General features: G+C 61.6%; 11 protein-coding genes and 1 pseudogene. 10 read left to right on the top strand and 2 right to left on the bottom strand.

All coding sequences use genetic code 11. From position 1 onward, the window contains the following. Nucleotides 1–3 precede the first annotated feature (3 nt). Nucleotides 4–1,143, top strand: a complete 1,140-nt coding sequence (gene flhB / locus Q1W70_RS02855; RefSeq protein ID WP_166592934.1) for a flagellar biosynthesis protein FlhB — start codon at nucleotides 4–6, stop codon at nucleotides 1,141–1,143. A gap of 101 nt (nucleotides 1,144–1,244) precedes the next feature. On the opposite strand, the gene Q1W70_RS02850 is transcribed toward flhB, so the two are convergent. Next, nucleotides 1,245–1,448 carry a cytochrome b gene (locus Q1W70_RS02850; RefSeq protein ID WP_302098616.1) on the bottom strand — a complete coding sequence of 68 codons (204 nt, stop codon included), beginning with the start codon at nucleotides 1,446–1,448 and terminating at the stop codon, nucleotides 1,245–1,247. Nucleotides 1,449–1,557: 109 nt separating this feature from the next. Then, nucleotides 1,558–1,737 (bottom strand): annotated as a pseudogene (locus Q1W70_RS02845) (cytochrome b); the annotation flags it as partial. Between the two features lie 558 nt (nucleotides 1,738–2,295). Here Q1W70_RS02845 and flhA point away from each other — a divergent pair. The 9 genes from flhA (at nucleotide 2,296) to Q1W70_RS02800 (ending at nucleotide 12,969) form a co-directional block, all read left to right on the top strand. After that, nucleotides 2,296–4,425 (top strand): flagellar biosynthesis protein FlhA, encoded by a 2,130-nt coding sequence (flhA, locus tag Q1W70_RS02840; RefSeq protein ID WP_166592935.1) that lies wholly within the window; start codon nucleotides 2,296–2,298, stop codon nucleotides 4,423–4,425. Nucleotides 4,426–4,436: 11 nt separating this feature from the next. Beyond that, nucleotides 4,437–5,762: a flagellar biosynthesis GTPase FlhF gene (flhF, locus tag Q1W70_RS02835; protein ID WP_182343897.1), complete on the top strand. Its 1,326-nt coding sequence runs from the start codon at nucleotides 4,437–4,439 to the stop codon at nucleotides 5,760–5,762. A gap of 114 nt (nucleotides 5,763–5,876) precedes the next feature. Then, nucleotides 5,877–6,707 carry a flagellar synthesis regulator FleN gene (gene fleN, locus Q1W70_RS02830; protein WP_166592937.1) on the top strand — a complete coding sequence of 277 codons (831 nt, stop codon included), beginning with the start codon at nucleotides 5,877–5,879 and terminating at the stop codon, nucleotides 6,705–6,707. Further along, nucleotides 6,704–7,444: an RNA polymerase sigma factor FliA gene (gene fliA / locus Q1W70_RS02825; protein ID WP_018925059.1), complete on the top strand. Its 741-nt coding sequence runs from the start codon at nucleotides 6,704–6,706 to the stop codon at nucleotides 7,442–7,444. The genes fleN and fliA overlap by 4 nt, the downstream gene beginning before the upstream one ends. A gap of 165 nt (nucleotides 7,445–7,609) precedes the next feature. After that, nucleotides 7,610–7,981 (top strand): chemotaxis response regulator CheY, encoded by a 372-nt coding sequence (locus Q1W70_RS02820; RefSeq protein WP_162530195.1) that lies wholly within the window; start codon nucleotides 7,610–7,612, stop codon nucleotides 7,979–7,981. A gap of 22 nt (nucleotides 7,982–8,003) precedes the next feature. After that, nucleotides 8,004–8,792 carry a protein phosphatase CheZ gene (locus tag Q1W70_RS02815; protein ID WP_302098615.1) on the top strand — a complete coding sequence of 263 codons (789 nt, stop codon included), beginning with the start codon at nucleotides 8,004–8,006 and terminating at the stop codon, nucleotides 8,790–8,792. A gap of 14 nt (nucleotides 8,793–8,806) precedes the next feature. After that, nucleotides 8,807–11,026: a chemotaxis protein CheA gene (locus Q1W70_RS02810; RefSeq protein ID WP_166592939.1), complete on the top strand. Its 2,220-nt coding sequence runs from the start codon at nucleotides 8,807–8,809 to the stop codon at nucleotides 11,024–11,026. 51 nt (nucleotides 11,027–11,077) lie between these two features. Beyond that, the gene (locus Q1W70_RS02805; protein WP_302098614.1) at nucleotides 11,078–12,229 is read left to right on the top strand and encodes a protein-glutamate methylesterase/protein-glutamine glutaminase; all 1,152 of its coding nucleotides are present in this window, start codon (nucleotides 11,078–11,080) and stop codon (nucleotides 12,227–12,229) included. Then, nucleotides 12,229–12,969, top strand: coding sequence for a flagellar motor protein (locus Q1W70_RS02800; RefSeq protein ID WP_166592941.1), 741 nt, complete (start codon nucleotides 12,229–12,231; stop codon nucleotides 12,967–12,969). Before Q1W70_RS02805 ends, Q1W70_RS02800 begins: the two co-directional genes overlap by 1 nt. Nucleotides 12,970–12,975 lie beyond the last annotated feature (6 nt).

Here is a 12,975-nt window from a genome sequence, read left to right as displayed (position 1 = left end):
GCCATGGCCGAGAGCGAGAGTGGCCAGGACAAGACCGAAGAGCCCACGGACAAAAAGAAAAAGGACGCCCGGGAGAAGGGGGAGATTGCCCGCTCCAAGGAGCTCAATACCCTGGCGGTGATGCTCGCCGGTGCCGGAGGCCTGCTGATCTACGGCGGTGGCCTGGCCCTGGATTTACTTGAAATCATGCGCCTGAACTTCAGCTTGCCCCGCGATGTGCTGCTCAGCCCCGGTGCCATGGGCCAGTACCTGCTGCACTCGGGCAAGATCGCGATCATCGCCGTGCAGCCGGTGTTGATTACCTTGCTCCTGGCCGCGCTGATCGGCCCGATTTCCCTGGGGGGCTGGTTGTTCGCCGGCAGCAGCCTGGCGCCCAAATTCAGCCGGATGAACCCGGCCAATGGCCTCAAGCGCATGTTCTCCTCGACCGCGGTGATCGAACTGCTCAAGGCGCTGGCCAAGTTCCTGTTGATCCTGTTCGTCGCGTTGACCGTGTTGAAGTCCGACATCGACGACCTGCTGCGCATCGCCCATGAACCATTGGAGCAGGCGATTATCCACAGTGTGCAACTGGTGGGCTGGAGCACGCTGTGGATGGCCTGCGGGCTGATCCTGATTGCCGCCGTCGACGTGCCGGTGCAGTTGTACCAGAGCCATAAGAAGCTGCTGATGACCAAGCAGGAAATCCGCGACGAGCACAAGGACCAGGAAGGGCGTCCCGAGGTCAAGCAGCGCATTCGGCAACTGCAGCACGATATGTCCCAGCGGCGGATGATGGCGGCCATTCCCGACGCCGACGTGGTCATCACTAACCCGACCCACTATGCGGTGGCGCTCAAATACGATCCGGACAAAGGCGGCGCGCCGATGCTGGTCGCCAAGGGCAGCGACTTCCTGGCCCTGAAGATCCGCGAAATCGCGGTCAGCAACAATGTGCTATTGCTCGAGTCGCCGGCCCTGGCGCGCTCGATCTACTACTCCACCGAAATGGACCAGGAGATCCCGGGCGGGCTGTACCTGGCGGTGGCCCAGGTGCTGGCCTACGTCTACCAGATCCGTCAGTTCCGCGCCGGCAAAGGCAAGCGGCCGGAGCCGTTCAAGGACGACGTGCCGATCCCAGAGGATTTGCGGCGCGATTCCTGATCCGCTGAAAAGCAAAAGATCGAAGCCATGGCAAACCCCACGGGCGTGCATGTTCCATGTGGGGGGTGAGGCGGCTCCGATCTTTTTCCTGCGAAAACCCTCTACTTCACTCGACGCTTCTTACTGGGCAGCATTCCGGCCAGGATGTTGTCCTTGTCGACAAAGTGATGCTTCAGCGCAACCAATAAGTGCCCGCCGATCAACGCGCCACAGAACCACGATGTCCAGGTATGAATGTACTTGGCCAGGTCGTAGAGATCGGGGGCGGGATCGACCAGCGGAGGTAAAAGGAACAGGCCCGCCACAAGAATGGGTTTGTCTGCAACCGAGACTCCAATACCAACCTGATAAGGGCAAGGCAATCAGGGCAATGGCGTAGAGCAAGATATGTCCGATCATCGCTCCACGCTTCGCAAGTGCGGACATGCTTTCAGGCAAGGCTGGCGGGGGATTCTTCAATCGCCAGGTGACTCGCGCAACGATCAGGAGCAGTAGCGTACTGGCCAGTGCTTTGTGCAAGAACGTGAGTTCATGCTGGGGGTTCAGCGTGTCGCGCCAGTGGGTAGCCAAGATGCCAAGCCCCCAACTCACCATCCAAATGAATGCCATGCTCCAATGCAACCACTTGGCAATACGGGTGTATCCCGTGTTTTCCTTTTCCAGCATTGGTATTTCCCTCTTTTTGTTGAATGAAATTTGATGTGCGCCTGGGTGTCAGGACTGCGCGCAAAAAAATAATCAAACGGTTAAGTGGGCTTTTTCATTCGCTCAAAATTTCTATGCCGGGTAATGGGGCGTCACTCAGCGCTTGGGGGGGCGAGGGTTAGATAAAGCTACTTGCCGGGTTTGTTTATCGCCGGCAATGCTCTTGGGGGTGCGTTAACCGAGAATTAACCCGAGCGCTTGATCTGGTGAGTCCTGCAGCCGTTTTGTTACATAAACTTTCAGCGCATTCACCTCGTCGCCAATGATTGCCCCGCTCATTGGCCGTTGCCGGGCTTGCATGGCTGCGCTCGAGGGCGACGTCCTCGCCAATCCGCCCGCGGGCGCTGTCGTGTTTCAATCTTTTTCAAAGTTGGAAAGCTTCTTGCAGTAGCCGCCCTGCGCCCGCTTCTGGCGTCAAAAGTTTGCTTCAAGGAACGGGGAATACCGGTGGATCGCTCTCAACTAATCAACAATGCCCGCAGCAACATGGCAGACCTCACACGAGGCAATCTGGGTGTGCCGCTGTTGTTGTTGGTCATGCTGGCAATGATGATGTTGCCGATCCCGCCGTTCCTGCTCGACGTGTTCTTTACCTTCAACATTGCCCTGTCGATCGTGGTGCTGCTGGTCTGTGTGTACGCCTTGCGGCCCCTCGATTTTGCGGTGTTCCCGACCATTTTGCTGGTGGCGACGCTGCTGCGCCTGGCGCTCAACGTGGCGTCGACGCGGGTGGTGATGCTGCACGGCCAGGACGGCCACGCCGCCGCCGGTAAGGTGATCCAGGCCTTCGGCGAGGTGGTGATTGGCGGTAACTACGTGGTCGGTATCGTGGTGTTTGCGATCCTGATGATCATCAACTTCGTGGTGGTGACCAAGGGCGCCGGGCGGATTTCCGAGGTCAGCGCGCGTTTCACCCTCGATGCGATGCCCGGCAAGCAGATGGCGATCGACGCCGACCTCAACGCCGGCCTGATCGATCAGGGCCAGGCCAAGACCCGTCGTACTGAAGTCGCCCAGGAAGCCGAGTTCTATGGCTCGATGGACGGTGCCAGCAAGTTCGTGCGCGGCGACGCCATTGCCGGCCTGTTGATCCTGTTCATCAACCTGATTGGCGGCATGGCGGTGGGGATCTTCCAGCACGGCATGACCTTTGGCGATGCCGGCCGGGTGTATGCCTTGCTGACCATCGGTGACGGTTTGGTGGCGCAATTGCCATCACTGCTGTTGTCCACCGCGGCGGCCATCATGGTGACCCGTGCCTCGGGCTCCGAAGACATGGGCAAGCAGATCAATCGGCAGATGTTCGCCTCGCCCAAGGCCCTGGCCGTTTCGGCGGGCCTGATGGCGGTGATGGGGATTGTCCCGGGCATGCCACACTTCGCCTTCCTCAGCATGGCGGCCCTTGCGGCAGGCGGTGCCTACCTGTTCTGGAAGAAGCAGAACACCATCAAGGTCAAGGCCCTGGAAGAGGTCCAGCGCCAGCAGGAACTGCTGCCTTCGCCCGCGCGGGCCATGGAAACCAAGGAGTTGGGCTGGGACGACGTGACGCCGATCGACATGATTGGCCTGGAGGTCGGCTACCGCCTGATCCCCCTGGTGGATCGCAACCAGGGCGGGCAATTGCTGGCGCGGATCAAGGGCGTGCGCAAGAAGCTGTCCCAGGACCTGGGCTTCCTGATGCCCACGGTGCACATCCGCGACAACCTCGACCTGGCACCCAGCGCCTATCGCCTGACGTTGATGGGGGTGATCCTGGCCGAGGCGGAGATTTACCCGGACCGCGAGCTGGCGATCAACCCGGGGCAGGTGTTCGGTACCCTCAACGGGATTACCGCCAAAGATCCGGCCTTTGGCCTGGAGGCGGTGTGGATCGAAGTCAGCCAGCGTTCCCAGGCGCAATCGCTGGGTTACACCGTGGTCGATGCCAGTACGGTTGTGGCCACGCACCTGAACCAGATTCTGTACAAGCACTCCAGCGAGCTGATCGGTCACGAGGAAGTCCAGCAACTCCTGCAATTGCTGGCCAAAAGCTCGCCAAAACTGGCCGAGGAGCTGGTGCCAGGTGTCCTGTCGCTGTCGCAACTGCTCAAGGTGCTGCAGGCGCTGTTGGCCGAACAGGTGCCGGTACGCGACATCCGCAGCATCGCCGAGGCGATCGCCAACAATGCCACCAAGAGTCAAGATACCGCCGCTTTGGTCGCGGCCGTGCGTGTCGGTCTGTCCCGCGCTATCGTGCAAAGCATTGTAGGCACTGAGTCCGAGCTGCCTGTGATCACCTTGGAGCCAAGGTTGGAACAAATATTGCTCAATAGTATTCAAAAGGCAGGGCAGGGCGCCGACGAGGGTGTCTTGCTGGAGCCAAGCATGGCCGAAAAGCTGCAGCGTTCGTTGATCGACGCGGCCCAGCGTCAGGAAATGCAAGGTCACCCGGTGATTCTGTTGGTCGCAAGTCCGGTCCGCGCGATGCTCTCGCGGTTTGGACGCCTGGCAGTCCCGGGGTTGCATGTGTTGGCCTATCAGGAAATTCCTGACAACAAGCAAGTGACCATCGTTGCGACAGTAGGGCCCAACGGCTGAGGTAGTGGTTTATGCAAGTTAAGCGTTTTTTCGCCGCCGATATGCGTCAGGCCATGAAACTGGTTCGTGATGAGCTGGGCGCTGATGCCGCGATCATCGGCAACCGCCGCATTGCCGGCGGTGTCGAGCTGATGGCGGCCCTGGATTACAAGCTGTCGGCCCTGGCGCCGCGGGTGCCGAACATCGAGCTCGAGGACGAGCTGCGCAAGACCCAGTCGCGCATTGTCACGGCTCAGGCCGAACTGAGCTTGCGTGGCGAAGGCGAGGCGGGCGAGCACGCCAGTCGCCAGCTGTTTGCCGGGTTGCCGCTGACCGCCGCCGAACCCTTGATCGAGCCGACCCTGTCCGAGCCACCCCGTCCTGCCCCGACACCAGCGCCGGCGGCCGCCATCGACCCGCGGGCCTATGACTCGATGCGTTCGGAGCTCAATGGCTTGCGCGAATTGCTCGAAGTGCAACTCGGCTCCCTGGCCTGGAACCAGCTGCAAGGCCGTCATCCGCAGCAGGCCAACCTCTGGCGCCGGCTGCAACGCATCGGCCTGTCCGGTCCGTTGTCCCGCGACCTGCTGGAGCTGACCGCCAGTATTGAAGAACCCCGCCAGGCCTGGCGCATGCTGCTGGCCCACCTGGCGCGGATGATCGTCACCCCCGAGATCGAGCCCCTGGAAGAGGGCGGAGTGATTGCCATGGTCGGCCCGGCCGGCATGGGCAAGACCACCACCCTGGCCAAGCTGGCGGCGCGTTATGTGCTCAAGTACGGCGCGCAGCACATCGCCCTGGTGAGCATGGACAGTTACCGCATTGGCGCCCAGGAACAGCTCAAGACCCTGGGGCGCATCCTCAACGTCTCGGTGACGCACCTGGATCCGGGCCAGTCCCTGGCCCAGGCGCTGGACCCGCTGCTGCGCAAGCGCGTGGTGTTGATCGACACCGCGGGCCTGCAGGCCAGTGACCCGGCGTTGCGCATGCAGTTGGAAAGCCTGGCCGGTCGTGGCATCAAATCGAAGAATTATCTGGTGCTGGCCACGACCAGCCAGAAGCAGGTGCTGACGGCCGCCTACCACAGTTACAAACGCTGCGGGCTGGCCGGCTGCATCCTGACTAAACTGGACGAAACGGCAAGCCTGGGCGAGGTCTTGAGCTTGGCGATCAGTCACGAATTACCGGTGGCTTATCTGACTGATGGTCCGCGTATTCCGGATGACCTGCATCTGCCGCGCCGCCATCAGTTGGTCAGTCGCGCCGTGAGTGTACAAATGCAGGAAGAACCCAGCGAAGAAGCCATGGCTGATATGTTCGCTGATCTCTACCACAGCCCGACCAAACGGGTTGGCTGAGGTATTAATGACTAGATTTGTATCTACATCGATGGCCTGCCATGCATTGTTCCCCAGGGAACGCGCAGCCAGTCATGTAGCCCGCGTCTAAGCAAGACAAGGTATAGAAAGCACATGGGCAGCATGCATCCCGTACAGGTGATCGCGGTGACCGGCGGCAAGGGTGGCGTCGGTAAGACTAACGTTTCAGTGAACTTGTCCCTGGCTCTGGCAGAGCTCGGTCGGCGCGTCATGTTGCTGGACGCCGATCTGGGGCTGGCGAACGTCGATGTGTTGCTGGGGCTGACGCCCAAGCGCACCCTGGCCGACGTGATCGAGGGCCGCTGCGAACTGCGCGACGTGCTGCTGCAGGGGCCCGGCGGGATTCGTATCGTCCCGGCTGCCTCCGGAACCCAGAGCATGGTGCACCTGAGCCCGGCCCAGCACGCGGGCCTGATCCAGGCGTTCAGCGATGTGGGCGACAACCTCGATGTGTTGGTGATCGACACCGCGGCAGGGATCGGCGAATCGGTGGTCAGCTTTGTTCGCGCCGCCCAGGAAGTGCTGCTGGTGGTCTGCGACGAGCCGACCTCGATCACCGACGCCTATGCCCTGATCAAGCTGCTGAACCGTGACTACGGCATGAACCGCTTCCGCGTGCTGGCCAACATGGCGCAAAGCCCGCAGGAAGGGCGCAACCTGTTCGCCAAGTTGACCAAGGTCACGGACCGCTTCCTGGATGTCGCCCTACAATACGTCGGCGCGGTGCCCTACGACGAAAGTGTGCGCAAGGCGGTGCAGAAGCAGCGCGCGGTGTACGAAGCCTTTCCTCGCTCCAAATGTGCCCTGGCTTTCCGGGCCATTGCGCAGAAAGTCGATACCTGGCCATTGCCCGCCAATCCGCGTGGGCATCTGGAGTTTTTTGTGGAGCGCCTGGTGCAACAGACTGCGGGTCCGGTGCTATGACAGCTAGCGGCTACAACCTGTACAAGCAGTCGGCGCGTGACGCGCAGTACGAGCTGATCGAGCGTTACGCGCCACTGGTAAAACGCATTGCCTATCACTTGCTGGCGCGTCTGCCGGCCAGTGTGCAGGTCGAAGACCTGATCCAGGCCGGGATGATCGGCCTGCTTGAAGTGTCGACCAAGTACGACGCCAGCAAAGGCGCGAGTTTCGAGACCTACGCCGGGATCCGCATCCGCGGGGCGATGCTCGACGAGGTCCGTAAAGGTGACTGGGCGCCACGCTCGGTGCACCGCAATACCCGCATGGTCAGTGACGCGATTCGCTCAATTGAAGCTAAAACCGGACGTGACGCTAAAGATCACGAGGTTGCGGCCGAACTCCAATTGAGTCTCGACGATTATTACGGGATTTTGAATGACACCTTGGGCAGTCGCCTGTTCAGTTTCGACGACCTGTTGCAGGACGGCGAGCATGAAGGGCTGCATGAGGATGGCGCGAGTGCTCATCTCGAGCCGTCGCGCGACCTGGAGGATGAACGCTTCCAGGCGGCGCTGGCGGACGCGATTGCCAATTTGCCGGAGCGTGAGCGACTGGTCTTGGCGCTGTACTACGACGAGGAGCTGAACCTCAAGGAAATCGGTGAGGTCCTGGGGGTCAGCGAATCGCGGGTCAGCCAGTTACACAGCCAGTGCGCAGCCCGTTTGCGGGGGCGTTTGGGAGAGTGGCGAGCGCGCTGACAGCAGTGTGGGGACACTGCGAAAGACACTGCTACAGCTTCACGCTGGCGCGGTCATCATCCGTTGTGCTCCAAACCGTCGTTGAGTGCTCTGCCTGTTGATTGAATGGCGTGCCCAGGTGCTGGGCGCGTTTAAGACTGCTTGGAGGTCGAATTGGACAAGAACATGAAAATCCTCATCGTTGATGACTTCTCAACGATGCGGCGGATCATTAAAAACCTGTTGCGTGACCTCGGGTTCACCAACACGGTCGAGGCAGACGACGGCACTACCGCCATCCCTATGCTCAACAGCGGCAGCATCGATTTTCTGGTCACGGACTGGAACATGCCGGGCATGACCGGTATCGATCTGCTGCGTCACGTGCGCGCCAACGAAAAGCTCAAGCATTTGCCAGTGTTGATGGTGACCGCCGAAGCCAAGCGCGAGCAGATCATCGAAGCGGCCCAGGCCGGTGTAAACGGCTATGTGGTCAAACCGTTCACTGCCCAGGCGTTGAAAGAGAAGATCGAGAAGATCTTCGAACGCATCGGTTGATGACTGGCGCTACGGGGGAGCTATGGAACAACGAGAGATTTCACAGGGCGATTTTGAATCGACCCTGAAAAAACACGCGGTCGAATTGGTCGAAAGCCTGGAAAAAGGCAAGTTCGGCGACGCCGTGCAACTGATCCATGAGCTCAACCAGACCCGCGACCGTGGCCTGTACCAGGAAGTGGGCAAGCTCACCCGTGAGCTGCATAGCGCGATCGTCAATTTCCAGATTGACCCGAACATGCCGCAAGCCGAGGAAGTCTCGCAGATCACCGACGCCACCGAGCGCCTGGGGTATGTGGTCAAACTGACTGAGGCGGCGGCCAACCGCACCATGGACCTGGTGGAGAACAGCACGCCGCTGGTCAATGCCCTGGGCACCGATGCCCAGGCGTTGAGCGCGGACTGGGGGCGTTTCATGCGCCGTGAAGTCGGGGCTGAAGAGTTCCGCGAGTTGGCCCGGCGCGTCGATGGCTTCCTGAGTCGCAGCGCCAACCACAGCCAGGTCGTGGCGGGCAACCTCAACGACATTCTGCTGGCCCAGGATTACCAGGACCTGACCGGTCAGGTGATCAAACGCGTGACGCAACTGGTCACGGAAGTGGAAAGCAATCTGCTCAAACTGGTGCTGATGGCCAGCCAGGTCGACCGCTTTGCCGGTATCGAACATGACCGTGCAGCGATCCTCGCGGAAAAAAATCCGCAAAAACATCTGGCGCAGGGTGAAGGTCCGCAGATTCATGCCGATAAACGTGATGACGTGATGTCCGGTCAGGACGATGTCGACGATTTGCTTTCCAGCCTTGGATTCTAGGAGCACCCCTACACATGAGCTTCGGCGCCGATGAAGAGATCCTTCAGGATTTTCTGGTTGAGGCCGGCGAGATTCTGGAGCAACTGTCCGAACAACTGGTCGAGCTGGAAAGCCGACCGGATGATGCGGACCTGCTCAATGCAATTTTTCGCGGTTTTCACACTGTAAAAGGGGGCGCCGGCTTCCTCCAGCTCAACGAACTGGTGGAGTGCTGCCACATCGCCGAGAACGTCTTCGACATCCTGCGCAAGGGTGAGCGACGCGTCGACTCGGAGCTGATGGACGTGGTGCTCGAAGCGTTGGACGCAGTCAACGGCATGTTCAGCGAAGTGCGCGAGCGTGCACCGGTCACGGCCGCCACGGCCGAGCTGCTGGCGGCCCTGGCGCGCCTGGCGGAACCGCAATCGGCCGACGAGGTGGCAGCGCTTGCGCCAGCTCCCGAGGCGCCGGTTGTTGCCAGCGACAGCGGCGATATCACCGACAACGAATTTGAACAACTGCTCGACTCGCTGAATGCGGTCAAGGCGCAAGCCGAGGCACCAGTGGTCCAGGCCCCGGTGGCGGCGACCGGCAGTGATGAAATCAGCGACGCCGAGTTCGAGTCGTTGCTCGATCAGTTGCACGGCAAAGGCCAGTTCGCCGTGGACAATCTGCCGGCAGCGGCCGAGCCGGTCGCCCCGGTGGTCGCATCTGAAAGCAGTGACATTACCGACGACGAGTTCGAAGCCTTGCTCGACCAGTTGCACGGCAAGGGCAACTTTGCCGTTGAAGCGCTGGAGTCGGCGCTCGCCTCGGTCCCGGCAGCCGCAGTGCCCGAAGCGGCGGCGGTCGGCAGTGACCTGATCTCCGATCACGAGTTCGAATCCCTGCTCGATGAGTTGCACGGCAAGGGCAAGTTCAGCCACGTTGCGGGCAATGCCGAGACCGCTGCGGTCAGCGCCGCGCCAGTCGCGGCCGCGGCGGCCAACGTCGTGGCCCCGGCCCCGGCCGCCAAGGCCCCTGTCGCCAAGCCGGCCCCGGCTCGTGCCCAGTCTGCGCCGCCGGCGGAAAAACCAGCCAGCGAAGCCGAGACCACGGTACGGGTGGACACCGCGCGCCTGGACGAAATCATGAACATGGTGGGCGAACTGGTACTGGTGCGTAACCGCCTGGTGCGCCTGGGGCTCAACAGCGGTGACGAAGCCATGTCCAAGGCTGTGTCGAACCTCGACGTGGTCACCGCGGACCTGCAGACGGCGGTCATGAAGACCCGCATGCAGCCGATCAAGAAGGTCTTCGGGCGCTTCCCGCGCCTGGTTCGTGACCTGGCCCGCCAGCTCAAGAAAGAGATCAACCTGGAGCTGGTCGGCGAAGAAACCGATCTGGACAAGAACCTTGTCGAGGCCCTGGCCGACCCGCTGGTGCACTTGGTGCGCAACGCGGTCGACCACGGCATCGAATCGCCGCAGGAACGTGAAGACGCGGGCAAGTCCCGGGGCGGCAAAGTGGTGCTGGCGGCCGAACAGGAGGGTGATCACATCCTGCTGTCGATCTCCGACGACGGCAAAGGCATGGACCCCAACGTCCTGCGCGCCATCGCGGTGAAACGCGGGGTGATGGACAAGGATGCGGCCGAGCGCCTGAGCGACACCGAATGCTACAACCTGATCTTCGCCCCGGGGTTCTCGACCAAGACCGAGATCTCCGATGTGTCCGGGCGTGGCGTGGGCATGGACGTGGTGAAAACCAAGATTTCCCAGCTCAATGGCTCGATCAATATCTACTCGACCAAGGGCCAGGGCTCGAAGATCGTGATCAAGGTGCCGTTGACCCTGGCGATCATGCCGACCCTGATGGTGATGCTGGGCAACCAGGCCTTTGCGTTCCCGCTGGTCAACGTCAACGAGATCTTCCACCTCGACCTGTCGCGCACCAATGTGGTCGACGGCCAGGAAGTGGTGATCGTGCGGGACAAGGCCTTGCCACTGTTTTACCTCAAGCGCTGGCTGGTTGCCTCTGCCGCTCATGAAGAGCAGCGCGAGGGCCATGTGGTGATTCTTTCGGTGGGCACCCAGCGGATCGGCTTTGTCGTCGATCAACTGGTCGGCCAGGAAGAAGTGGTCATCAAGCCATTGGGCAAAATGCTCCAGGGAACGCCGGGCATGTCGGGCGCCACCATTACCGGTGACGGTCGCATCGCGTTGATTCTCGATGTCCCGAGCATGCTCAAGCGTTACGCCACACGGCGTATTTGATTCTGGTGGAGCGGGGCGCCTGGCGCCCTGCTGCGCCTATATGGAGTGTTTATGGCAGTCAAAGTCCTGGTGGTGGATGATTCCGGTTTTTTCCGCCGCCGCGTCTCGGAAATCCTTTCGGCGGATCCGAATATCCAGGTGGTCGGGACCGCGACCAATGGCAAAGAGGCGATTGATCAGGCGCTGGCCCTCAAGCCCGACGTGATCACCATGGACTACGAGATGCCGATGATGGATGGCATCACGGCGGTGCGGCATATCATGCAGCGCTGCCCGACCCCGGTGTTGATGTTCTCCTCGCTGACCCATGAAGGCGCGCGGGTCACCCTCGACGCGCTGGATGCCGGCGCGGTGGATTTCCTGCCGAAGAATTTCGAAGACATCTCGCGCAACCCGGAGAAGGTCAAGCAACTGCTGTGCGAGAAGGTCCACAGCATTTCGCGCAGTAACCGGCGTTTCAGTGCCTATCGGGCACCTGCACCGGTAGCGGCGCCAACCCCGACCCCGACCCCGACCCCAACCCCAGCCCCTGCACCGGTCAATAGTTTTGCCGGCAGCAGCCCGACACCGCGTCCGGCAGCGGCTCCGGTGCCAAGCCGCGCCGCGGCATCCGTGCCGTCGTCGCCCGCGCCCAAGCGCAAGGCCTACAAGCTGGTCGCCATCGGTACCTCCACGGGCGGCCCGGTGGCCCTGCAGCGCGTGCTGAGCCAATTGCCGGCCAACTTCCCGGCGCCCATTGTGCTGGTCCAGCACATGCCGGCGGCCTTTACCAAGGCATTCGCCGAGCGCCTGGACAAGCTGTGCCGGATCAGCGTCAAGGAGGCCGAGGACGGCGACATCCTGCGTCCGGGCCTGGCCTTGCTGGCGCCTGGTGGCAAACAGATGATGATCGACGGCCGTGGCGCGGTGAAAATCCTCCCGGGTGACGAGCGTTTGAACTACAAGCCGTGTGTGGATATCACCTTCGGCTCAGCGGCTAAATCCTACGGCGACAAAGTTCTGGCGGTGGTCCTCACTGGCATGGGCGCCGACGGTCGGGAAGGCGCGCGCCTGCTCAAGCAGAGCGGCAGCGCCATCTGGGCCCAGGATGAAGCCAGCTGCGTGATCTACGGCATGCCGATGGCGATTGTCAAAGCCAACCTGGCCGATGCCATCTACGACCTCGACGAGATCGGCAAGCACCTGGCCGAGGCGTGCCTCTGATGGATGTGCTGAGCCTGATCGGGATCATCATGGCGTTTGTCGCCATCATCGGCGGCAACTACCTGGAAGGCGGCCACCTGGGGGCGCTGGCCAACGGCCCGGCCGCCCTGATCGTACTCGGCGGAACCATCGGCGCGGCGCTGCTGCAGTCGCCGATGAGCGCCTTCAAGCGGGCCATGCAGATCCTGGTGTGGATTCTGTTTCCGCCACGGGTCGACCTGGCGGGCGGGATAGACCGGGTGGTCAACTGGAGCCTGACCGCGCGCAAGGAAGGCCTGCTGGGCCTCGAAGGCGTGGCGGATGCGGAGCCCGACAGCTATTCGCGCAAGGGCCTGCAATTGCTGGTCGATGGCGCCGAGCCGGAGGCGATCCGCAGCATCCTGGAAGTGGATTTCTACACCCAGGAAAGCCGCGACATCGAAGCCGCCAAGGTCTTTGAAAGCATGGGTGGCTACGCCCCGACCATCGGCATCATCGGCGCGGTAATGGGCCTGATCCATGTCATGGGCAACCTGGCCGATCCGTCGCAACTGGGCAGCGGCATTGCCGTGGCCTTCGTCGCGACCATCTACGGGGTGGCCAGTGCCAACCTGGTGCTGCTGCCCATCGCCGCCAAACTCAAGGCCATCGCCTTGCGTCAGTCGCGGTACCGGGAAATGTTGCTCGAAGGCATCCTGTCGATCGCCGAAGGTGAAAACCCTCGCTCCATCGAACTCAAGCTACAGGGCTTCATGGACTGATGGGGG

Source organism: Pseudomonas kielensis, from assembly GCF_030505375.1.
Classification (GTDB): Bacteria; Pseudomonadota; Gammaproteobacteria; order Pseudomonadales; family Pseudomonadaceae; genus Aquipseudomonas; species Aquipseudomonas kielensis.
The sequence above is the reverse complement of the archived record's forward strand: the minus strand, read 5'-3'. Positions and strand labels throughout refer to the sequence as shown.